This window comes from Leifsonia sp. NPDC102414, assembly GCF_044765685.1.
GTDB lineage: Bacteria > Actinomycetota > Actinomycetes > Actinomycetales > Microbacteriaceae > Leifsonia.
This window is the reverse complement of sequence record NZ_JBIWKN010000003.1, coordinates 132,898-154,137: the sequence shown is the minus strand read 5'-3', so window position 1 is coordinate 154,137 and position 21,240 is coordinate 132,898. Positions and strand designations below refer to the sequence as shown.

The 21,240-nt window shown below is 68.0% G+C and carries 20 protein-coding genes and 1 tRNA gene; 9 read left to right on the top strand and 12 right to left on the bottom strand.

Annotation, left to right across the window (positions count from 1 at the left end):
- The first annotated feature begins 126 nt into the window (after positions 1-126).
- The 3 genes from ACIRCZ_RS13510 (at position 127) to ACIRCZ_RS13500 (ending at position 3,310) form a co-directional block, all read left to right on the top strand.
- Positions 127-1,326: an ROK family protein gene (locus tag ACIRCZ_RS13510; protein WP_402853950.1), complete on the top strand. Its 1,200-nt coding sequence runs from the start codon at positions 127-129 to the stop codon at positions 1,324-1,326.
- 128 nt (positions 1,327-1,454) lie between these two features.
- The gene (locus tag ACIRCZ_RS13505) at positions 1,455-2,564 is read left to right on the top strand and encodes a Gfo/Idh/MocA family protein (protein WP_402853947.1); all 1,110 of its coding nucleotides are present in this window, start codon (positions 1,455-1,457) and stop codon (positions 2,562-2,564) included.
- Entirely contained in the window at positions 2,561-3,310 is a 750-nt protein-coding gene (locus ACIRCZ_RS13500) for a ThuA domain-containing protein (RefSeq protein ID WP_055890358.1), read from the top strand. Before ACIRCZ_RS13505 ends, ACIRCZ_RS13500 begins: the two co-directional genes overlap by 4 nt.
- 63 nt (positions 3,311-3,373) lie before the next feature.
- On the opposite strand, the gene ACIRCZ_RS13495 is transcribed toward ACIRCZ_RS13500, so the two are convergent.
- On the bottom strand, positions 3,374-4,393 hold the full coding sequence (locus tag ACIRCZ_RS13495; RefSeq protein ID WP_402853943.1) for a cell wall-binding repeat-containing protein: 1,020 nt from the start codon (positions 4,391-4,393) through the stop codon (positions 3,374-3,376).
- A gap of 43 nt (positions 4,394-4,436) precedes the next feature.
- On the bottom strand, positions 4,437-6,176 hold the full coding sequence (locus ACIRCZ_RS13490; protein ID WP_402853940.1) for a cell wall-binding repeat-containing protein: 1,740 nt from the start codon (positions 6,174-6,176) through the stop codon (positions 4,437-4,439).
- 371 nt (positions 6,177-6,547) lie between these two features.
- Here ACIRCZ_RS13490 and ACIRCZ_RS13485 point away from each other — a divergent pair, with 371 nt between their 5' ends.
- Together ACIRCZ_RS13485 and ACIRCZ_RS13480 are read left to right on the top strand one after the other, a co-directional pair.
- Entirely contained in the window at positions 6,548-7,603 is a 1,056-nt protein-coding gene (locus tag ACIRCZ_RS13485) for a Gfo/Idh/MocA family protein (RefSeq protein WP_402853937.1), read from the top strand.
- A gap of 94 nt (positions 7,604-7,697) precedes the next feature.
- Positions 7,698-8,339, top strand: a complete 642-nt coding sequence (locus ACIRCZ_RS13480; RefSeq protein ID WP_402854557.1) for a YqaJ viral recombinase family protein — start codon at positions 7,698-7,700, stop codon at positions 8,337-8,339.
- 13 nt (positions 8,340-8,352) lie between these two features.
- On the opposite strand, the gene ACIRCZ_RS13475 is transcribed toward ACIRCZ_RS13480, so the two are convergent.
- Entirely contained in the window at positions 8,353-9,045 is a 693-nt protein-coding gene (locus tag ACIRCZ_RS13475) for a DUF998 domain-containing protein (RefSeq protein ID WP_402853934.1), read from the bottom strand.
- A 139-nt stretch (positions 9,046-9,184) separates the two neighbouring features.
- On the opposite strand from ACIRCZ_RS13475, the gene ACIRCZ_RS13470 reads away from it, so the two are divergent.
- Entirely contained in the window at positions 9,185-10,153 is a 969-nt protein-coding gene (locus ACIRCZ_RS13470; protein ID WP_055890348.1) for an NADP-dependent oxidoreductase, read from the top strand.
- On the opposite strand, the gene ACIRCZ_RS13465 is transcribed toward ACIRCZ_RS13470, so the two are convergent.
- The 7 genes from ACIRCZ_RS13465 to ACIRCZ_RS13435 form a co-directional block, all read right to left on the bottom strand.
- On the bottom strand, positions 10,150-10,683 hold the full coding sequence (locus ACIRCZ_RS13465; protein ID WP_402853930.1) for a GNAT family N-acetyltransferase: 534 nt from the start codon (positions 10,681-10,683) through the stop codon (positions 10,150-10,152). The two genes, ACIRCZ_RS13470 and ACIRCZ_RS13465, sit on opposite strands and share 4 nt — an antisense overlap.
- Positions 10,684-10,752: 69 nt before the next feature.
- Positions 10,753-12,750 (bottom strand): protease pro-enzyme activation domain-containing protein, encoded by a 1,998-nt coding sequence (locus tag ACIRCZ_RS13460; protein WP_235500279.1) that lies wholly within the window; start codon positions 12,748-12,750, stop codon positions 10,753-10,755.
- Between the two features lie 208 nt (positions 12,751-12,958).
- A complete protein-coding gene (rplA, locus tag ACIRCZ_RS13455; RefSeq protein ID WP_055890344.1) occupies positions 12,959-13,648 on the bottom strand; it encodes a 50S ribosomal protein L1 in 690 nt (229 codons plus the stop codon).
- Positions 13,649-13,722: 74 nt separating this feature from the next.
- Complete coding sequence (gene rplK / locus ACIRCZ_RS13450) at positions 13,723-14,154, bottom strand: 50S ribosomal protein L11 (protein WP_055890341.1); 432 nt, start codon at positions 14,152-14,154, stop codon at positions 13,723-13,725.
- A 119-nt stretch (positions 14,155-14,273) separates the two neighbouring features.
- Positions 14,274-15,194: a transcription termination/antitermination protein NusG gene (gene nusG, locus ACIRCZ_RS13445; protein WP_055890338.1), complete on the bottom strand. Its 921-nt coding sequence runs from the start codon at positions 15,192-15,194 to the stop codon at positions 14,274-14,276.
- 69 nt (positions 15,195-15,263) lie between these two features.
- Complete coding sequence (gene secE / locus ACIRCZ_RS13440) at positions 15,264-15,536, bottom strand: preprotein translocase subunit SecE (protein ID WP_055890336.1); 273 nt, start codon at positions 15,534-15,536, stop codon at positions 15,264-15,266.
- A gap of 43 nt (positions 15,537-15,579) precedes the next feature.
- Positions 15,580-15,652: transfer RNA gene (locus ACIRCZ_RS13435), tRNA-Trp, on the bottom strand.
- A 194-nt stretch (positions 15,653-15,846) separates the two neighbouring features.
- On the opposite strand from ACIRCZ_RS13435, the gene ACIRCZ_RS13430 reads away from it, so the two are divergent.
- Positions 15,847-17,061, top strand: a complete 1,215-nt coding sequence (locus ACIRCZ_RS13430) for a pyridoxal phosphate-dependent aminotransferase (RefSeq protein WP_402853921.1) — start codon at positions 15,847-15,849, stop codon at positions 17,059-17,061.
- Here the strand turns inward: ACIRCZ_RS13430 and ACIRCZ_RS13425 are convergent.
- Positions 17,058-17,807, bottom strand: coding sequence for a response regulator transcription factor (locus tag ACIRCZ_RS13425; protein WP_235500272.1), 750 nt, complete (start codon positions 17,805-17,807; stop codon positions 17,058-17,060). The genes ACIRCZ_RS13430 and ACIRCZ_RS13425 overlap by 4 nt on opposite strands.
- Positions 17,804-19,021, bottom strand: a complete 1,218-nt coding sequence (locus ACIRCZ_RS13420; protein WP_235500271.1) for an ATP-binding protein — start codon at positions 19,019-19,021, stop codon at positions 17,804-17,806. Before ACIRCZ_RS13420 ends, ACIRCZ_RS13425 begins: the two co-directional genes overlap by 4 nt.
- Positions 19,022-19,135: 114 nt before the next feature.
- Between ACIRCZ_RS13420 and ACIRCZ_RS13415 the strand changes: the two genes are divergently transcribed.
- Both ACIRCZ_RS13415 and ACIRCZ_RS13410 read left to right on the top strand, forming a co-directional pair.
- Positions 19,136-20,911 carry a PspC domain-containing protein gene (locus ACIRCZ_RS13415; protein WP_402853917.1) on the top strand — a complete coding sequence of 592 codons (1,776 nt, stop codon included), beginning with the start codon at positions 19,136-19,138 and terminating at the stop codon, positions 20,909-20,911.
- Positions 20,908-21,237, top strand: coding sequence for a hypothetical protein (locus ACIRCZ_RS13410; protein ID WP_055890327.1), 330 nt, complete (start codon positions 20,908-20,910; stop codon positions 21,235-21,237). Before ACIRCZ_RS13415 ends, ACIRCZ_RS13410 begins: the two co-directional genes overlap by 4 nt.
- Positions 21,238-21,240: the final 3 nt, after the last annotated feature.

Below are 21,240 nucleotides of genomic sequence, written 5' to 3'. Positions count from 1 at the left end.
GTGGATGGGGCGCGCCTGATGGCGACGGTACCCATTCAATCCAGACTTCTGCCGAATGTCAATCAAAAGTCGCATGAGAGAAATCAGACTTTGTTCGCTCCAGGAACCGTGTGGTTCAATACCCTCATGACCGACAGCGTGCGCGAGCAGCCGCTTGTCGCCCCGGACGCCGCCGGCCTGCTGGCGATCCTGCGCGACGGCGTCCCTCGCACGCGCGCCCAGCTGGCGGAGCTGACCGGGCTCGCCCGCTCGACGGTCGCGGTGCGGATCGACAGCCTGACCGCATCCGGTCTCGTCGCGCCTGCCGGCGACGACGTTTCGACGGGCGGACGACCGCCTGCCCGCATCCGCTTCAACCCGGAGTCGCGAGTCGTCATCGCGATCGACCTCGGTGCGACGCACGGAGTCGTCGCTCTCGCCGACCTGGCGGGGAACATCCTGACCAGCGAGTCGCAGCGCATCCTGATCACCGAGGGACCGGAGCCGATCCTCGACTGGGCTCTCGGGACCGCAGAGCGGCTGTTCTCCGCCTCCGGCCGCCCGCTGAGCGAGCTGGTCGGAGTCGGCATCGGCGTGCCCGGCCCCGTCGAGCACTCGACGGGTCTGCCCGTCAATCCGCCGATCATGCCGGGCTGGGACCGCTTCGACATCCCCGCGTACGTCAGCAGGACGTTCGACGTCCCCGTGCTCGTGGACAACGACGTCAACCTGCTCGCGCTCGGCGAGCACGCCCTCATGTGGCCCGACCAGTCCGACCTCCTCTTCGTGAAGGTGGCGACCGGCATCGGCGCCGGCATCATCAACGGCGGCAGGCTGCAGCGTGGCGCGCAGGGCTCGGCAGGCGACCTCGGTCACGTACGCGTGCCGTTCGGGGCGGACACCCCAAGCCACGGAGCCCAGGACGCCGACCTCGAAGCGCTCGCGTCCGGCCCGGCGATCGCGCGCACGCTGACAGCGCTCGGCATCCCGGCACGCACGAGCGACGATGTGGTCGACCTGGCCCGCACAGGCAACCCGACCGTGCTCCAGACGATCCGCCAGGCCGGCCGCGACCTCGGCGAGGTCATCGCGACGTCGGTCAACCTCCTCAACCCCTCGCTCGTCATCGTCGGCGGCAGTCTCTCCCGGGTCGGCGAGCAACTCCTCGCCGGCATCCGCGAGGTCGTCTACCAGCGGTCGACACCGCTGGCGACGCAGTACCTCACGATCACCCAGTCGCGCTCCGGCGAAACCGGCGGCGTGATCGGCGCCGCGATCATGGTGATCCAGCACGCCCTCGACCCCGTCGAGGACAACCAGAGATACGCGAGACCCCTGGGCCGCTGAGCGAGGAACCTCCGCCTCAGCGCCCGTCCCCCAGCACCCGCATCCGCCCCCACCCCCGCGAAATCGAATCGTTTCGACAACCCATCGACCACCGCACACCACACAGAACACAGAACGGAAGGACAGTCGTGACCACTGCGACGAAACCCGGCGAGACCATCAAATCCGCCGTCATCGGACTCGGCTGGGCAGGCCAGCAGCACATGGATGCGTACGCGACCCTGCCAGGGGTCGAACTCGTCGCCATCGCGGGCATGGAGGACGGGCCGCGCGCCGAGCTCGGCGAGAAGTACGGCGTCACCCGCCTCTACCGCGACTGGCACGAGCTCGTCGAGGACGGAGGGATCGACGTGGTGAGCGTCGCCGTCCCGACCTTCCTGCACGCCCCGATCGCCGTCGGCGCTCTGGAGGCCGGCATCCACGTGCTCAGCGAGAAGCCGATCGCCAGGACCGCCGATGAGGCGCAGGCGATGGTGGATGCGGCGCACACCGCAGACCGCGTGCTCGAGGTCGCGTTCAACCACCGCCGCCGCGGCGACATCGAGGCGCTGAAGGCCGCGATCGACGCCGGCCAGATCGGCCGCCCGTACCACGCGCGTGCGATCTGGCTGCGCAGGGCGGGCATCCCGGCTCTCGGCAGCTGGTTCACCAACCGCGAGATGGCGGGCGGAGGACCGCTCATCGACATCGGCGTTCACGTGCTCGACTACGCGCTGCACCTGTTCGGCGAGCCGAAGGTGACCGCGGTCTCCGCTGTGACGCACTCGGAGCTCGGCTCCCGCGGCCGAGGCGGCGCTGCAGGCAACAAGCAGGACGTCGGCTCCGCATACGAGGTCGAGGATCTCGCCAGCCTGCTGCTGCGCCTCGAAGGCGGCGGCTCGATCGTGCTCGAGACGAGCTGGGCGGCATACCGTCCGGCTGGCGACGAGTTCGGCATCACGCTGTACGGCACGGAGGGCGGCGCCGATCTGCGCGTCGTCGACTACGCGCCTGCCGGAGAGCTGACCATCTTCACCGGAGAAGGAGAGGCGACCTCGGACGTGCGCGTCGCCGCCGACCCCGGCCGCGGCCACCTGGCCGTGGTCGAGACCTTCCTCGAGCACGTCGCGGATCAGGCCAACTGGTCGCAGTACGACGGTTCGCGCGCCCTCGACCGCGCCCGCGTCATCGACGCGGCGTACGAGTCGGCGCGCCGCAACGCCGAAGTCGTGCTCGAGCCGGCCACGAAGGGAGCATGAGCATGTCAGCACTGCGCGTCACCGTGTGGAACGAGGGTGTCCACGAGGCCACCCAACCGGACATCGCCGCGATCTATCCCGCGGGCATCCACGGCGCCATCGCCGAAGGGCTGAGCGAGGTGCTCGGCTCCGACGTGGCGGTGCGCACCGCCACCCTCGCCGACGACGAGCACGGCCTCACCGAGGAGGTTCTGGACGACACGGACGTGCTGCTCTGGTGGGGGCACATCGCCCACGACCAGGTCGCAGACGAGGTCGTTGAGCGCGTTCGCCAGCACGTCCTCGGCGGCATGGGCCTCATCGTGCTGCACTCCGGGCACTTCTCGAAGATCTTCATCCGGATGCTCGGCACGACCTGTTCGCTCGCCTGGCGCAATCCGGAGGGCGGAGAGCGCGAGCTGGTCTGGAACGTCAACCCGACGCATCCGATCGCCGAGGGCGTCGAGCAGCCGATCGTGATCGAGGCGCAGGAGATGTACGGGGAGTTCTTCGACATCCCGACCCCGGACGACCTGGTGTTCATCAGCTCGTTCACCGGCGGAGAGGTCTTCCGCTCCGGCGTGACGTTCACGCGCGGCCGCGGCAAGATCTTCTACTTCAGCCCAGGCGACCAGGAGTACCCGGTGTACTTCCACCCTCAGGTGCGCAGAGTGCTCGCCAACGGCGTGCGCTGGGCGGCTCCCGTGGCCGGCGCACGCACGGCGCCGGAGGTCTCCAACCCGGATGCGGGCGTCTGGCCGAGGTAGGTCGCGCGCCCGTGGGGGCCTGCGCTCGTCGAGGCGATGAGCGCAGGCCCCCACGGTCGTTGGTCAGGGGATGGCAGGGCCGGGAACGCTGCAGCCGTCGTGGGTCGATATCGCGGTGTCCCTGATTGTGTGCGTTCCGCCGATGATGGTCAGCTCGGTGATTCCCAGCTCGCGTTCGCCGAGGACGATGCCGGCTGGTTGGCACGTGGGCATGATGACGTACAGAGGTTGACCGTTCTTGCCGGCGAGAGCGGATCCGACGAGCGCGTCCGGGTAATTCCAGCCGGAGGCGAGGTAGGCGTGCGTCGCGCTGCCGAATGTGCTGCCGATCGCAGCCGACGTCTCGAAACGGTCCGATCCTGCAACGCGGGACGCGACAGGAGCGACGGACATCGCGTTTGCGAGGATGCCGTCCGAGACGGCCGTCGGGCCACCGGCGATCACAAGCTTCCCCGGCGCGAGCTTCTTCACGGTCGCCTGCGTGGCGGCGTCAAGCCGATCGGCGTCGCCGTCGACCAGAAGGACGGGGCCGCCCACTGTTCCTGCGGCGGCACCAGCGGAAAGCGCATCCGGGTAGTCCTTGCCCGTGGCGAGATAGACGGTCGAAACCGGGCTGGTGAAGGTGGCCTCTGCCAGTCGCCGTGACGTGTCGTATCGGTCGGCCCCTGCGACGCGCACGACCTGGGGTGCGAGTGACATCATCTTCTTCTCGACGCTGGGCGCGAGCGCCGATGTCCCGCCGACGAGGACGATCTTCTTCGGTGAGAGTCGCTTGAGTTCGGCTATCGTCACGGCGGGAACCTGGTCCCACTTGGTCAGCAGCACAGGACCGCCCTGAGTGGCGGCGACCGGCCCGGCTGACAGCGCGTCGGGGAAGTTGACGCCGCTGGTCAGATAGACGACCGGCGCCGAATCGGTATACGCGCTCGCCGAGACGGCGACAGCGGTCGCGAAACGATCGGCGCCTGCCAGCCGCTCCGTGACGCGCGGTGCCTCCGTCGGCGTAGCGTTCGCGGCGGGGGCGGCGAATGCGAGGGCGAAAGCACCCACGATCGTCGCTACGGTGAGTGGTGTTTTACGCATCATCTATTCCTTATCGATTGTGTTCCGGACGGGCCCTGTCGAATCAGCAGATCCGTCCGGCAGCGACATCAGCGTTGAGCGACGTCGTGCCGCCGATCAGAGTGAGCTGAGAGGCGCCGAGCCTGTCCATCTGGGTCAGTACTTCGCGATTGAGGCAGTGGCCGGGTGAGAGGAATACGGGCGCCTTCTTCACCGCGGCGAGTGGGGCGGAGACCAGCCCGTCCGGGAAGTTCAGTCCGTTCACGACGAACACCTGCGGAGTGGCCGTGGGGAAGTAGTTCTTCGCGACCGCGACCGACGTCAGGAACCGGTCGGCGCCTGCCACCCGCTGTGTGTCGGCGACGGATGCCTTCACCGTGTTCAGCGTGCTCGCGGACACGACGGCCGTGCCGCCGACCACCCTGACCGCTGTCGCCTTGAGCGACTTCACCAGGCTCCCCGTCGCCGCGTCCGCGGCGGTCGGACCTGAGCTCACCAGCAGCAGGGGAGCACCCCTGCCCGCAGCGCCCGCACCAGCGGAGAGTCCATCAGGGAACGTGTCCCCGGAAGCGACGAAAGCGACCGATGCGCTCGAGAACGCATACGACGCAAGCTTCCGAGACGTTTCATAGCGGTCGGCGCCCGACACGCGAACGACCGACCCGGCCAGCTTCTTCAGCTCGTTCACGACGGCGTCGTTGATCGACGCAGTGCCGCCGGACACGATGATCTTGCTCGGCTTGAGTCGGGCGATCTCAGCTTTCGTCGGCGCAGTGAGCGCGGTTCCCTGCGTCAAGAGCAACGGGCCGCCCAGCTTTGCAGCGACCGGTCCGGACGCCAGCGCGTCCGGGAAGGCCTCTCCACTGGCGACCACCACGACAGGGGCAGACGTGGGGAAGGCCGTGCGCGACACCGCTGCAGCGGACTCATAGCGGTCGCCGCCCTGAATGCGTGTCGAGGTCAAAGCACCCTTCGAGGTGACGGTCTGACACGAACCGGCGGGAGTATATGTGTCACGCGGATAATTCAGCACTGTCATGCAGACCACGTGCGAAGCCGCCGAGACATCGAACGTCACATCGAACCCACGCGGCGCGAAGCTGGGCAGCCGGTACGCCGCGTTGACATCCGGCCGATTGACGTTCGTGTCGAACTGCTTGACGATCGCGCCGTCCACTGTGATCCTGACCGTCGCAGCGTTCCACTGATCCGGGTCGAACGCCCATCCCGTCGCACGAATCTTCCCTGACGACGGGAACGTCACCGGCTCGAGCGTCCCGATGGGCCGCTCATCGCGTCCCAGGTAGGCGAGGCCGGCCCGATCACCGTTCTGGAACGTCGACGAGTCGTACTTCGACGGATGCATCACCTGATTCACACCCTGGAACGGCGCGTCGTAATGCTTCAGCCCGAGCGCGTGGCCGATCTCGTGTGCGACCACGTGATGCTTGTTCTGAGGCGAATAGCCGTCGACGACGGGGTAGATCCAGTTCTTCGCGGCCGTCACGAGGTTGTCGAATTCTTTGCCGCTCGCTCTGCCCTGCTGATAAGCGATGGCGCACCCGGCAAAACCCGCCCCACACGGGCCGGACGGCAAGGTGAAGAAATGGATCTCGTGAAGGGGCAGCGTCGCGCTTGGTTCGGGACTGAGTGAGAACTGCCCGGGAGCAATCGTCAGATCGGCGACCCCTGCTGCCCGCAGTTCGTTGGCGACCGCTTGCAGAACCGGACGGTACTGCTCAGCCCGTGCCGCCGCTGCGATCTTCACGGTGAAGCGGAATGCGTTGTCGGCTACTTCGGTCACGAAGCCGCTGTTTCCCGTGGCCCCATCGTATGGAGTGTCCGCAATCCGTTCGCCCGTGTCGAAGTCATAGGTCATGAAGTCAGTCGGTGGGACCGGAGCGCCCACGGCTCCGGCTGGAGCGACTCCGATACACGCCGACAACACAAGCGTGGCGGCGGCTGCGGCACCCGTCGTCCATCGCCGCACATACAGGGGCTTACGCATCCGAGTCCTTTCACAAGAGCGGGCGCGACCCTCCGCACCCAGCCGTTTCAACAGAAACTTCAGGCTAATAGGTACAAATACGCAGTTCTAGTATTGATATGTTTTAATAACAGGAGTTTTTCTCTCTCGTGTGGAGCGACGCTGGGCGATTGCGCCAGACTGTTCCCATGGTCCGAATCACCTCACTCCCCGACCCGCGTCACCCCGACCCGACGGACGCGCCTCCGCTCCGCTGGGGCGTGCTCGCGCCAGGCGGGATCGCCGCCGACTTCACGGATGCGCTGCACAAGCACACGACGCAGCGGGTGGTGGCAGCCGGGTCCCGATCGGCGGAGCGCGCCGCCGCGTTCGCCGCCGCGCACGGCGTTGAGCGCTCGTACGGCTCGTACGTGGAGCTGGTCGAGGATCCGGGGGTGGACGTCGTCTACGTGGCGTCGCCGCACACCCAGCACGCTGAGCACGCCCTCCTCGCCATCGCAGCAGGCAAGAGTGTGCTGGTCGAGAAGCCGCTCGCCGCCGACGCGGAGGATGCTCGTCGCATCGAGCGCGCCGCGAAAGCCGCCGGGGTGTTCGCGATGGAGGCGATGTGGACGCGCTACCTGCCGCAGACCGACATCATCCGGCAGCTCCTGGACGACGGCGTGCTCGGCGACGTGCGCATCGTCACAGCGGATTTCGGCGGCAATGCACGCTTCGACCCGACCAGTCGTCTCTTCGATCCTGCGCTCGGCGGAGGCGCGCTGCTCGACCTCGGCGTATACGTCGTGTCCTGGGCGTCGTTCGCCATCGGCCGACCGGCAGGAGTGATCGCGGCAGGAACGCTCGCGCCCACGGGTGTCGACGAGCAGGTGTCACTCATCCTCTCGTCGCTGAGCGGGGCGCAGGCGCTGCTCAGCACCGGGCTGCGCGCCGCGACGCCGTCGCTCGCGACGATCTGCGGCTCAGAGGCGCGCGTCGAGACCGGCAGCCCGTTCTGGTCGGCGAGCGGCCTGCGCCTGGTGCAGGGCGGGGATGCGCCCGTGCTCGACTGGAACGACCCGTACGGCCGCCCGCATCGTGAGGGCATGTCGTACGAGGCGGCAGCGCTCGCGCGCTTCGTGACGGAAGGTCGCACCGACTCGCCCGTGCATCCACTGGCCGAGGCTGTGCAGACGATCGAGACGATCGACGAGGCCCGCCGCCAGCTCGGCGTGACAGGCGTGGGGTCCGCCACGGCCGGCTGATGCGAGAGAGAATGGACGGGTGCTCGATCCTGTTCTGACCCGCCCAGCCTCCCTCGTCGACCTTCGGCCGGCGGAGGTCGTGCAGGCGGAGCGCGTGCAGGCCGAGCTCGAGTTCCACCTCGAAGCACCGGATGCGGACCGCGTCCTCCGCGGGCACCTCACCAGGGTCGTCGCGCACTCCAGCGACAGGGTCGGCTGGCTGCGCGCCCGCAGCCGCGGCATCACCGCGACAGACGTCGCCAAGCTCTCCACGCCGCGTTCCGTGCAGTCCGCTGCGTATGACAAGCTGCACGGCACCGGGTTCTCCGGCAACGTGTACACGCAGCACGGCCGCTCCCGCGAACCGGAGATCGCGGCGTGGGTGGCCGCCACTCACGGCATCCAGCCGTCGGATGCGCTTTATCACGCCGAGCGGGACAGGCGTCATCTCGCGACACCGGACGGCCTGACCGTCCGCGCGAGCGGCAGCATCGAGCTTGCGGAGATCAAGACCACGAACAAGCCGTTCCGCAGTGTCCCGCGCAACTACCTGAGGCAGATCTGGTGGCAGCAATACGTGCTCGGGGCGGAGCGCACCCTGTTCGTCTGGGAGCAGCACTCCGGGTTCGTGCCGCTGCACGACGAGCCGGAGTGCCGCTGGGTCGACCGCGACGAGAACGAGATCGCGAAGCTCGTGGCGCTGGCCGGCGACCTCATCGACGCGCTGCGTCGCGCCACCAGCCCGCAATCGTCCTAGGCGTCCTCTTCGTCTAGTCCGCGACGACGGGAACGCGCACCAGGGTGAGCGAGTAGATCGCCAGCCACGCGATGGCAACGGTCGTGCCGATCAATTCCAGCCACGCCCCGACGTCGGTCGCCACATGCACGAGCGCGAGCAGTCCGCCGACGATGGTGATGGCGGCAACCGCGAAGCAGCTCACCAGTGAGAACCTGGCCACCCGAGGCACCGTGCCGGCGAACGCCACCTGCAGCATCGCATAGCACGCCGCCGCAAAGCCCAGCACGGCCGTCGCCGTGTGCACGAGGTCCTGCACCGTCGACCGCGGGTCCGCGATCGGAACGGGGCACGCGGCAGTGCAGGTGACCTGCGACGCGACCACGAAGCAGATCGCCGCGAACCCGAGCGTGACAGCTGGCGCCCACCGGTTCAGCAGCCTGGCCGACGACCGGATGTGCCCGCTCGCCAGCGCGATCGAGAACCCGCCGGCCGCTATGCAGAGCAGCGCGATGGCGAACGGCGTCGCGGTCGGCGCGCCCTGGGCGCCGAGCTCGCTCACGTAGACCGGGTACGGCACGGTCAGCCGCGCGGCCCAGATGATGGTCAGGCCCCCGAGCACCGCGATCGTCCCGAGCGCCAGCAGCACGGGCACAGCGCGCTGCCAGCCGCGCGCGAGCACGGGTGCCGCGAACGGTTGGCGCACCACACGCAGCACTCTGCTCACGAGGAGCATCCTAACCAGACCGCCCCTGGAAACGTCCTGGGGGTATCCGAAACGCATTGTTCATCAGCGGTGATGCGACCGAAACACCCCTGAAGCATTGGCGGGATTGACTGAGAACCAGCCGATGAGGGGACGACGAATGCAGAAGACGATGCGAGCCGCGCTTCTCGCCCAGCCGGGCGACGCCGACGCGCTGAGGATCGGCGAGATCGCGACACCGGACCGGGTGAACGCCGAGTTCCTGGTCAAGGTGGTCGCGGCGAGCGTGAATCCGATCGACGCCAAGACCAGGGCTGGTCGTGGGGTCTTCGGCGCCATCAGGAACCTGCCTGCCGTGCTCGGCCATGACTTCAGCGGGGTGGTCGTCGAGTCGCCGTACCGCGCGCATCCGATCAAGCCGGGCGACGAAGTGTTCGGGATGGTGATGGTCCCCCGCTTCAGCGGAACATACGCCGAATACGTGTCTGTGCCGAGTCTCAGCGTGGTGCGCAAACCGTCGACCCTCTCGCACATCGAGGCCGCCGGCGCGCCGCTGGCCGCGCTCACCGCGTGGGGCATGGTGGTGGAGGTTGCGAAGGCGCACGAGGGGCAGCGGATGCTCATCCACGCCGGCAGCGGAGGCGTCGGCCATTTCGCGGTCCAGTTCGCGTCGTATTTCGGCGCGCAGGTGACGGCCACCGCATCCGGGTCGAACGCCTCGTGGCTGCGCACGCTCGGCGCGTCGTCGGTCATCGACTACGCGACCACCAGGTTCGAGGACGTCGCCGGCGAAGTGGATGTGGTCATCGATCTGATCGGGAACGTGCACGACGACACGGGCACTCGCTCGCTGCGGGTGCTCCGCCCCGGCGGACTCATCGTCAACGCGCCAACCGGGAGCTGGCCGACCTTCGAAGAGGAGACGGCGGCAGCGGGAGTCCGCGGCACCGACTTCAAGGTTGCACCGGACGGCAATACGCTCGCCGTGATCTCCCGCCTGCTGGAGTCAGGCAACGTGCGCGTGCACGTCGATCAGATCTTCGCGCTCGAACAGATCGCGGAGGCCCACCGAGCGATCGAATCCGGCCACACGCGCGGCAAGATCGTGCTGAAGGTGGCGGAAGGCTAGAGCGCCCGCTCCATCACCCAGTCGTCCTCCAGCCGGTCGCCCACCAGGAACTGCTTGGAGCCGACCCGCTCGAACCCGTTCTTGGCGTAGAACCGCTGCGCCCTGGCGTTCTCCTCGTTGACCCCCAGCCAGATCCCGGATGCTCCAGCCTGCGCCGCAGCCGCGAGGCTCGCCTCCATGAGCCCGCTCGCCACCCCTGCCCCGTGGTGGCCCGGCATCACGTAGCACTTGCTCAGCTCGCTGGACGGGCGGATGCGGATGGCGGCACTCACGTCGGAGTCCGCCGGCTCGCCGAGGTTCACCATCGTGTATCCGACGGCTTCGCCGTCCTCGCCCTCCGCGATCAGCAGCACGCGGGCGTCGTCTGCGAGGTATTCGCCGAACTTCTCCTCGGAGAGCATCGTCGCGACGAACGCCGCCTTCGCCTCCTCTGTGGTGTGCGGAGGGCAGGCGAGCGGGAAGGTCACGGCGGCGACGGCGGCGAGGCCCCGCGCATCCCGTGCCTCTGCGGAGCGGATGATGACGGTCACCAGACCACCATACTGAAACGGCCGGCCGCCCCAGAAGGGACGACCGGCCGTTTCAGTGCGCTGCGGACGCTAGTGGCGTCCCGCTGCGACCAGGGAGAGCAGGTTGAACGACACACCGCCGAGGCCGGTGACGTCGTCGTATCCCTTGGCGGTCTTCAGCGTGGTGTCCTGATCGAAGGAGACCAGGTAGCTGTTGCCGCTGGTGGCACTGGTGTATGCCACGGCCTGCGTCGGGTTCTGCGGCAGCACGTCGCGGAAGGCGTTCGGCAGGATGCGCTTGATGCCGTACAGGGTCGGGTTCGCGAACCCGATCTGCGCGTGCGTCGCCTGCTGCACGATCGCGATCTGGGCCGCCACGATCGGAGTGGCCAGCGAGGTTCCGCCGTACGTCTCGTTCACGTAGTCGCCCGTCTCCAGGGTGCTGTCGTCGATGATCGGACGGATGCCGATCGAGAACCCGGTGTAGGGGTCTGCGAGGGCGGCCACATCAGGAGAGACGCGGTGACCGTTCGCCAGCGCGGCGGGGACGGCGTTCTTCTGGTAGTCGGGCTGAGCGAACACAGCGCTCACTCCACCGCCAGCTCCGCCGACGAACCGCGTGCCTGGCAGCGGCTCAGCGTATGCGAGCGAACCGTCCGGGTTCTTGACGATCTGGTCGACGGTGTCGCCCCAGCCGGTCTCGAACGAGATCTTGCTGTTCTTGTCGATGCCGAGACTCGTGCCGCCCACCGAGGTCACCCACGGGGAGGAAGCCGGGAAGTCGGGCGACGGGTATCCGAGGTTCGCGACCTCGTCGCCGTTGTCACCGCTCGAGAAGTACAGGCCGATGCCCTCGCCCGCCGCCTGGAGCTGCAGGTTGACCTCGCCCTGGATCACATCGGCCGGGACAGCCTCTCCGACGTTTCCGTAGCTGTTGCTGACGATCGTGGCCAGCTTGTTGTCGAGGATCTTCGACATGGCGACGTCGAGGCCACCGCTGCAGTCCGTGCCACCCACGTACAGGATGCGCGCACCAGGTGCGATGCCGTGCACGGATTCGACGTCGAGCGTCTGCTCGCCCTGCCATCCGCTCGGCTGCTGGCACAGCTCCTGGTCGGTGAAGTCACTCGGCTTCGGGACCAGCTGCTGGTAGTTCGAGTTGTTCAGGCCGGGCTCGCCGTTCTGCTGCGAGTATGAGTTGACGTCCTTCACGATGCTCGGGCTCGCGTACGCGTCGATGATCGCGACTGTCTGGCCGGAACCGTTGACGCCGCTCTTGTTGAGCTTGTCGAGGCCGTACGCCGTACGCAGCTGCGACGGGGTGTAGCCGCAGTTGAACGTGCTGTACTGCGTCTGGCCGTTGTAGCTCGCAGGAACGGTCACGACGTGCTCGCCGATGTAGTGCGAGCACGGCGTCGCGACCACCGGGGCAGCTGCCGCCTTGCGGCTGAGCTGCGGGGTGCCGGATGCGCCGAGGTCACCCTGCTTGATCGAGTCCGGCTTGGTCAGCGTGCGCGACTGCTCGATGCTGATGCCGGACACCTTCGTGCCGACCGCTGCGGGGAGCGACGGTGCGGAGGTCGGCGCGACGAGCTTCTTGCCCGCGTAGTCGAACGAGTGCAGCGACGTTCCGAAGATCGAACCGAGCTGGTCGGGCGTTCCGCGGAAGACCACGTACTGCCTGCTCGCAGGGACAGCGGTGATCGTGAGGCCGGCGGTCTTCAGGAAGCTGACGACAGCATCCGCGTCCGCCTGCGTCGGCGAGAACCTGTTGATCCACTGGCTCGGGCTCAGCGCCTTGCGGAAGCCTGAGGTGACCGGATTCGAGACGGCCTTCGCGAGCGCTTCTGCGCCGTTCTGGTCGCGCAGGGGGAGGTAGATCTCGCCCTGGACTGTCTCGTCCGTCGGGGCGGCTCCTGCATCGTTTGCTGCAGTCGCCCAGCTCGGCACGGAGTCGGCGAAGGTGACCCTGTCGGCCGCGTTCGCTGCTCCGGTCCCCGCCATCGACAAAGCCACCGCGGCGGCCGCGGTGGCGATGATTCCGACGGTCCTTTTGTGAAGGACGCGTCTGGTGGTGCGAGTTGTCATGAAGTTGATCCTTACTCGACAGTGAGCGGCGCGCGACGCGCGCCAATCGCGAGAGTAGACCCCACAGTTCTACCGCCACAAGAGGGGTAGACAGTTCTGTTGCATTCTTTTACACGACTGAAGAATTCTCAGCGCAGAACAGCTCGCGCACGCAGAAAAGGCCGCCTCCGGAAACCGGAGACGACCTTTTCGAACGAAACGAGCCTGCTTAGATGGCGTTGACGTCCAGCGGGATGCCGGGGCCGAACGTGGTCGACACGGCGCCCTTCTGCACGTAACGGCCCTTCGAGGAGGAAGGCTTGAGACGCATGATCTCCTCGAGCGCAGCCTTGATGTTCTCGTCGAGCTGCTCGGCGGTGAAGGCCGCCTTGCCCACGACGAAGTGCACGTTGGCGTGCTTGTCGACGCGGAACTCGATCTTTCCACCCTTGATGTCGGAAACGGCCTTGGCCACGTCCGGGGTCACCGTGCCGGTCTTCGGGTTCGGCATGAGGCCACGCGGGCCGAGCACCTTACCGAGACGGCCGACCTGGCCCATGAGCTCCGGGGTGGAGACGGCCGAGTCGAAGTCGGTGTATCCACCGGCGACCTTCTCGATGAGCTCGGCGCCGCCGACCTCGTCAGCGCCTGCGGCGATCGCAGCCTCGGCGGCCGGACCCGTCGCGAACACGATGACGCGCGCGGTCTTGCCGGTACCGTGAGGAAGAATGACGGTACCGCGGACCATCTGGTCCGCCTTGCGCGGGTCGACGCCGAGCTTCAGCGCGACCTCGACGGTCGAGTTGAACTTGCTCGAGCCGGTCTCACGCGCCAGCGTGACGGCCTCGGTGGGGGTGTAGAACTTTCCGGCCTCGATCTTCTCGGCCGCGGCCCGGTAGGCCTTTGACTTCTGTGCCATGTGGTTTCTCCTGTCGAGAATGTGGTGCGAGCCTGGCCGGCTCTGCCACGGATGTGTCTGTGAAGGACGAGGGCTTACGCCTCGACCGTGATGCCCATCGAACGGGCGGTGCCTGCGATGATCTTCGACGCTGCGTCGATGTCGTTCGCGTTCAGGTCGACCATCTTCTGCTCGGCGATCGCGCGCACCTGCTCCTGGGTCAGCTTGCCGACCTTGGTGGTGTGCGGGACGCCGGAGCCCTTGGGGACGCCTGCGGCCTTCTTGATGAGCTCAGCGGCCGGCGGCGTCTTGAGGACGAACGTGAACGAACGGTCTTCGTAGACGGTGATCTCCACCGGGATGACGTTGCCACGCTGCGACTCGGTCGCCGCGTTGTACGCCTTGCAGAACTCCATGATGTTGACGCCGTGCTGACCCAGCGCCGGACCGATCGGCGGTGCGGGGTTGGCGGCGCCGGCGTTGATCTGAAGCTTGATCAGACCAGTGACCTTTTTCTTCGGTGCCATGTTTCTTCCTTCTTTGTGTATTCGAGCGTTCGGGATGCGATCCTGAACGGCTCTCCCGGTTTCTCGGCCTTTCCGAGATCCGGTGTTCTAGAAAACTGGGTGCTTGGGGCTCTCGTCGATCAGAGCTTGGTGACCTGGTCGAAGCTGAGCTCGACCGGGGTCTCGCGCTCGAACAGGGAGACGAGGACGGTGAGCTTGCCGCTCTCCGGCTTGATCTCGCTGATCGAACCGGGCAGGCCCGCGAACGAGCCTTCCTTGATCGTGATGGTCTCGCCGATCTCGAAGTCGACCTCTGCGGGGATGACGCGCTGAGCGGCCTTCTGGCCCTTCGCCGCGCCCTTCGCCGGAGCCGCCTCGATCTGCACGAGGCTCTTCAGCATCGAGAATGCTTCTTCGAAGCGCAAGGGCGTCGGGTTGTGCGCGTTGCCGACGAAGCCGGTGACGCCGGGCGTGTGCCGCACGACGGACCAGCTGTCCTCGTTGAGGTCCATGCGCACGAGCACGTAGCCGGGGATGCGCACGCGGTTGACCATCTTGCGCTGGCCGTTCTTGATCTCGACCACGTCTTCCATCGGAACCTGGACCTCGAAGATGAAGTCCTCCATGTTCATGGAGACCATGCGGTTCTCGATGTTCGACTTCACGCGGCGCTCGAAACCGGCGTACGAGTGGATGACGTACCACTTGCCGATCTTGCTGCGCAGCTCGGCGCGGAACTCCTCGTACGGGTCCGTCGCTGCCTCGTCCTCGTCTTCGACGGCCTCGACGGCGGCTTCCGCCTCCTGGTCGTCGTCGACCTCGAGGGCCTCGTCCACGGCGCGGTCGGCCTCGGGGTCGACGGCCTCCGCCATCGCGTCGAGGACCGCATCCAGGTCGATCTCGGTTCCGTCCTCTGCGACGACGTGGAGGGCTTCGTGCTCCGCTGCGTCGACCGACTCCTCTTCGCTGGCCAGAACGTTGCCGGTCTGCGCCTCATCGTCTTCGGAGGACTGCTCGGCTGCGGTCGCCCAGTCCACGTCGTCGCGATTTGTCTCAGACACTGAATTCATTCCATTTCTGTCGGTAGCCGGTCACGCGGCTCTCGGGAAGGCCGTGACGTCGGCGAGGGTTCAGGACGGGTTTCCGAAGACCCAGACGACACCGAGTCCGAAGATCCAGTCGAGCAGGGACACGAGCGCCATCATGATCACCACGAAGACGAGCACGACTCCGGTGTAGCTCAGGAGTTCCTTGCGCGTCGGGGTGACGACCTTCTTCAGTTCGCCGATGACCTGGCGGATGAACAGAGCGATCCGTGCGAAGGGTCCACGCTTTGCGGCGCGGTCCTTCTTCGCGTTGGCGACGATTTCCTCGCTCGGCTCGTCGATAACTTTTCGGGCCACCTTGTTACACCTTTCGTGGGTCGCCACCTGAAGCGACGACTTGCAGGGCGGACAGGACTCGAACCTGCAACCTGCGGTTTTGGAGACCGCTGCTCTACCAATTGAGCCACCGCCCTATGAAAGCGAAATCGCGTAGCCTTCCCGCGCACCTTCTCGACCAAGGCTAGCCGATCACGCTCGGAGATTCCTCAGCGAGCGAGGCAGTTCCGCCGACCGTCCTCAAGTGAAAAAGGGCGCAAAAAAGCTTGGCAGATTTCAACTACCGCGACCAAGTGTATGTGACGTGGACCGCACTGTAAAGTTGGGCCCCGTGACCGCACAGCAGCGCATTTCCAGACGGATCGCATCCATCGCCGAATCGGCGACGCTCAAGGTGGATGCGAAGGCGAAGGCACTCAAGGCGCAGGGCCGCCCCGTGATCAGCTACGCAGCGGGAGAGCCGGACTTCGTCACGCCGCAGAACATCGTGGACGCGGCCGTCGCGGCTGTGAACGATCCCCGCAACTACCGGTACACGCCGGCGGCGGGTCTCTCCGAGCTGCGCGAGGCCATCGCGGAGAAGACGCGGCGGGACTCAGGGCTGGAGGTGCCCGCATCCCGTGTCGTCGTCACCAACGGAGGGAAGCAGGCCGTCTACCAGGCCTTCGCCACGCTGCTCGACCCCGGCGACGAGGTGCTCGTCCCGACCCCGTACTGGACCACGTACCCCGAGGCCATCAAACTCGCGGGGGGCGTGCAGGTGGACGTCTTCGCCGGGGCGGACCAGGGCTACCTCGTGACCGTCGACCAGCTCGAGGCCGCCCGCACCGACCGCACCAAAGTGCTGCTCTTCGTCTCCCCGTCCAACCCGACGGGCGCCGTGTACTCGCCGGAGCAGGTCGAGGAGATCGGGCGCTGGGCCGACGAGAACGGCCTGTTCGTGATCGCGGACGAGATCTACCAGAACCTCACGTACGACGGCGTGAAGGCCGTCTCGATCGTCGAGGCCGTCCCATCGCTCGCGGACCGCACGATCCTGGTCAACGGCGTCGCCAAGACGTACGCGATGACCGGCTGGCGGGTGGGCTGGATGGTCGGCCCATCCGACATCATCGCCGCAGCGGCCAACCTGCAGTCGCACCTGTCGTCGAACGTCTCCAACATCTCGCAGCGCGCCGCCCTCGAAGCCCTCACGGGCACGCAGGAGCCGGAGGAGCAGATGCGGCTTGCGTTCGACCGTCACCGCCGCACGATCGTGGCGGAGTTGAATGCGATCGACGGCATCGTCACCCCGACCCCGCAGGGCGCCTTCTACGTCTACCCTGACGTCTCCGGGCTGCTCGGTCGCACCTGGGGCGGCGTTACGCCGACCACATCCCTCGAGCTGGCCGACCTCATCCTGGAGCAGGCGGAGGTCGCGACGGTGCCGGGCGAGGCGTTCGGGCCGTCCGGTTACCTACGGCTGTCGTACGCCCTCGGCGACGACGAACTGCTCGAAGGCGTGCGCAGGATGCAGCGCCTGTTCGCCTCGCCGGACGGTGCCTAGAGCAGCTTCCGCTCCAGTGCCCACGCCGTGAGCTCGTGGCGGGACGAGAGCTGCAGCTTGCGCAGCACAGCGGAGACGTGGGTCTCGACGGTCTTGATCGAGATGAACAGGTCGGCAGCGACCTCCTTGTACGAGTACCCGCGGGCGATGAGGCGCATCACCTCGCGCTCGCGCGCAGACAGTCTGTCGAGTTCGTCCGTGGACTCCGCCTGCTCCCCGGCTGCCGCCCCGAAGGCGTCGAGCACGAAACCGGCCAGGCGCGGTGAGAACACGGCGTCCCCTCCCGCGACGCCGACCACGGCGTCGCTCACCTGGCCGCCGGAGCTTCCCTTGGTGAGGTAACCGCGGGCGCCGGCCCGGATGACGCCGACCACGTCCTCTGCAGCGTCGGAGACGCTCAGGGCGAGGAAACGGGTGTCCTGGCACTCGGCGATGGTCTTCCGAACCACTTCGGCTCCCCCGCCGCCCGCGCCGCCAGGCAGGTGAACGTCGAGGAGGACGACGGAGGGGCGGGTGGCCAGGATGACCGCGACCGCCGCATCCACGTCGGCGGCCTCGCCGACCACGGTGAGTCTGTGGTCGAGGTCGGCGCGCAGGCCGGACCGGAAGATCGAGTGGTCGTCGACGATCACGACGGTGATCGGGGCCGGGGTGGATGCGGTGGGTGCGTCCGATCGGTCGGCCGCGGCATCCGCTGCGGGTGCGGTGGATGCGGCATCCTGTGCGTCGTTCTGGTGGTCTGTCATGGTGCCTCGTTCGCGTACTCGATGCTGAGCTGGACTTCCGTGCCTGTCTCGCGCGAGGTGACGGTCGCGTGTCCGCCCGCCCTGCGCATCCGGCCGATGATCGACTCCCGAACGCCAAGCCTGCCCTCCGGCAGCGCGTCGACGTCGAAGCCGTGGCCGCGGTCTCTGACGAACACGTCCACCCCGCCTGCGCGACTCTCGACGTAGACGGAGACCTCGCCTCCTGCGTGGCGAGCCGCGTTCAGCATGGCCTCCCTGGCAGCGGCGGCGAGCTCGGACGGCGCGTGCTCGACCGGCTCGCCGACGGCGACGACGTCGAAGTGCACGGCGTGGTCGATCTCGAGGGAAGCGGCCGCGGCCCGCAGGTCGGAGGCGAGGTCGCGGACCTGCGCATCCCTGTCGTCGCCTGCGTCCGCGTACAGCCACTCGCGCAGTTCGCGCTCCTGGGCGCGGGCGATGCGGGCGACCTCGCTCGACGCACCGGCCCTGTTCTGGATGAGCGCGAGCGTTTGCAGCACGGAGTCGTGGAGGTGCGCCGCGATCTCCGCGCGCTGCTCCTCCTTGATGCGCGCCGTTCGTTCGGCGATCAGCTCACGCCACAGCCGGAGCGCCCACGGTCCGACAAGTACGGCGGCTCCCGCGAATGTGGACGCGATGATCCCGAGCCACAGCCAGCCGGTGCCCGCCCTGTCGACAAGCGAGCTCAGCGCGACAGCGATCACCACCAGGAACGCGCCGGCCGCAATGCGCAGCGTGCGCGAGGTGGCAGGGCCGCGGGCGACGTCCCCGATGTCGACGAGCTGGTCCCAGGCGACGCAGGCCACGGCGAACAGGATGCTCGCACCGATCGCCGCGAGCAGCCCGAACGGAGACGATCCGACAGCGGCGAGCGCCACCGCCGCGACTCCGGCGACCCCCGAGGCCCCGAGCAGCAGCCAGGAAACGGGGATGCGACGCACCACCTGCTCCTGCGGGTCGGCCGCTGTCGCAGGGCGCAGCGGGGTGAGCGCCCACAGCCACAGATAGAGGAGCGCGCCCGCTCCGCCGACGAGACCGAGGGCCACGAACAGCCAGCGCACCATCGTGACCGGCCAGCCCAGGTGGTCGGCGAGCGCGACGCTCACCCCGCTCAGCTCGCATATCCGCGGGCGCGCCAGCGGCACCCGCGGAGGGCGGGCGGCTGGAGCGCTTCCAGGCGCGAACGTGTCGGTCACGGTGAAATCCAAGCAGACTCCGCTCATCCCCGACACCCCGGGCGCCGCGAATCAGGGACGACTCAGGGTGATACCCGATACCGGCGCCCATCCGGGCCGCGCCAGGATCGAAGCATGTCACAGCACGACTCGACCACCCCGCCCCCTCCAGGAACGCCAGGCGCGCCTTACGGCGGCCCTGCCAGCGGCCTCGCCGGACGCGGCACCACCTTCTTCACCTGGATGCGCGGCCTCGGCATCACGCGTTCAGACGGCTGGCTCGGCGGCGTCTGCGCCGGCGTCGCCCACCGCATCGGCATCGACCCGCTGATCGTCCGCGGCATCGTGGTCGTCGCCGCGATCCTCGGCGCCCCGATGCTGCTCATCTACGCCGCGGCGTGGGCGCTCCTTCCGGACAGGGAGAACCGCATCCACCTGCAGCGGCTGTTCGACGGCGACTTCCAGCCCGCCATCGTCGGCATCGGCGTGCTCGCGCTTCTGGCGCTCCTGCCGTGGGCGCCGGGGATCTGGTGGGCGAACGGCGGCTTCTGGGGCTCTCCGTCGCTCGGCGACGTGATCGGGCGGGTGATCTGGACGCTGATCGTGCTCGCGCTGATCGCCGGGCTGATCGTCTGGGCCGTGCGCGGCAACTGGGGGCGGGATGCGTGGGGGACGAACCGTGCAGCGGGCACCGGGCAGAACGGATCCACCTTCGCCTCCTCCTCCGCCGGCTCCACCTCCGCCGCCGGCCCTTCCACATCGACCGTCCCAGACGGCGCTGCCTCCACGGCCTCCGATGCAGGAGCAGCCACGGGATCCGGCGCTGCGGCAGGCGCCCCTGGTCCTGGCGTCTGGATGGCAGACGCGACCGGCGCATCCACGCAGCAGGAGCGTTCGACAGACACCGCGAACGCCACCCCGAGCACAACCGCGGCACCGGATGCGGCAGACATCGTCCCCCTCGACCCGGCGGCGAGCGCCGACCCCACGGTGGCCAAACCGACCCTGGACGTCACCGCCGAACCGTCCGAACCGCCGGCGCCGACGCTCGGCGCCTCATCGCAGGATGTCGCAGACTGGCGGGCCAGGCACGCCGCCTGGCAGGCGGAGCACGCGCAGTGGAAGGCCAGGCTCGACGAGGACATGCGCGCCGTCAAGCGGCAGCGTGCGGCCGAGCTGCGCGCCCAGGCCTCCGTCGCCACCGCTGAGGCTGCAGCGCAGCGCAGGGCGTACCGCGCGGCGAACCCGCGGATCGGCGCGGCTTTCGGCTGGGCGACGATCGGCCTCGCACTCGTGACCGCAGCGATCGTCTCCGCCGTATGGGAGCCGACGACCGGCTTGTCCGGTTACGGCGTGACCGCCGCCTTCGCCGCCGCGACGTTCGTGTTCGGCGTCGCCGTGCTCATCGCGGGGCTCGCGCGTCGCAGGAGCGGCTTCTTCATCTTCCTCGGCATCCTGCTCGCCGTCGTCACCCTCGTTTCAGCCTGGGTGCCGCGCGACAGGCAGCTCGTCTTCGACGGGGCGTTCCTGGTGCCGACCAGCAGCAGCCAGTACGCCCAGGCGTACGGCGACACGACGATCAGCGTCGACGACACGGTCCTCTCCGGCAGAGGCACCCCGGTGATCGACCTGGTGAAGGGCAGCGGAGAGACGCACGTCAACCTCGTGGGCGATGTGACCGTCAAAATCGTGGCCGTGACGGACGGCACGGGCGTCAACGTCACGGGCCGGGACGGCAACACGATCGCGCACGCCTGCACTCCTGGCAGCGACGGCCGCTGCACCGTGAGCACGGTCGTCGGCCCGTCGACCACGGCGGATGCGATCGTGCGGGTCGACCAATCCAGCCAGGTGAGCGTCGTCTCCGACACCAGCGCTCAGCAGAACAGCACAACGGAGGACGGACGATGAGCGACACCAGGAACCAGGACGACCAGCCCACCCTCGTCTTCGACACGGGAACGGGCGCCGGCGCGCAGCCGCGACCGTCCGCATCCCGCGGCAGCGCACAGATCCGCTGGGGCGGCGTGGTGTGGGGCGTCATCCTCATTGCGTTCGCCGCGGGCACGCTCGCCGTGCTCTCCGCCCGCGACCGGCTGATCGCCGCGCAGCTGTGGTTCGCATCCCTGACGCCGGCGAGCGCCTGGGCGCTCGGTCTCGCGGTGGCAGGCGGGATCATCGTCGTGCTCGCCGTTCTCGGCGGAGTGAGGAGCGCGCAGCGCCGCCGACGGGCATGATGG

What these genes read in the sequence shown, in the direction of transcription:
- ACIRCZ_RS13510 (WP_402853950.1), top strand. Translation starts at nt 127, where the DNA reads ATGACCGACAGCGTGCGCGAGCAGCCGCTTGTCGCCCCGGACGCCGCC.
- ACIRCZ_RS13415 (WP_402853917.1), top strand. Translation starts at nt 19,136, where the DNA reads ATGTCACAGCACGACTCGACCACCCCGCCCCCTCCAGGAACGCCAGGC.
- ACIRCZ_RS13495 (WP_402853943.1), bottom strand. Translation starts at nt 4,393, where the DNA reads ATGCGTAAAACACCACTCACCGTAGCGACGATCGTGGGTGCTTTCGCC.
- ACIRCZ_RS13460 (WP_235500279.1), bottom strand. Translation starts at nt 12,750, where the DNA reads ATGACAACTCGCACCACCAGACGCGTCCTTCACAAAAGGACCGTCGGA.
- ACIRCZ_RS13410 (WP_055890327.1), top strand. Translation starts at nt 20,908, where the DNA reads ATGAGCGACACCAGGAACCAGGACGACCAGCCCACCCTCGTCTTCGAC.
- ACIRCZ_RS13425 (WP_235500272.1), bottom strand. Translation starts at nt 17,807, where the DNA reads ATGACAGACCACCAGAACGACGCACAGGATGCCGCATCCACCGCACCC.
- rplK (WP_055890341.1), bottom strand. Translation starts at nt 14,154, where the DNA reads ATGGCACCGAAGAAAAAGGTCACTGGTCTGATCAAGCTTCAGATCAAC.
- ACIRCZ_RS13485 (WP_402853937.1), top strand. Translation starts at nt 6,548, where the DNA reads ATGGTCCGAATCACCTCACTCCCCGACCCGCGTCACCCCGACCCGACG.
- rplA (WP_055890344.1), bottom strand. Translation starts at nt 13,648, where the DNA reads ATGGCACAGAAGTCAAAGGCCTACCGGGCCGCGGCCGAGAAGATCGAG.
- ACIRCZ_RS13500 (WP_055890358.1), top strand. Translation starts at nt 2,561, where the DNA reads ATGAGCATGTCAGCACTGCGCGTCACCGTGTGGAACGAGGGTGTCCAC.
- ACIRCZ_RS13470 (WP_055890348.1), top strand. Translation starts at nt 9,185, where the DNA reads ATGCAGAAGACGATGCGAGCCGCGCTTCTCGCCCAGCCGGGCGACGCC.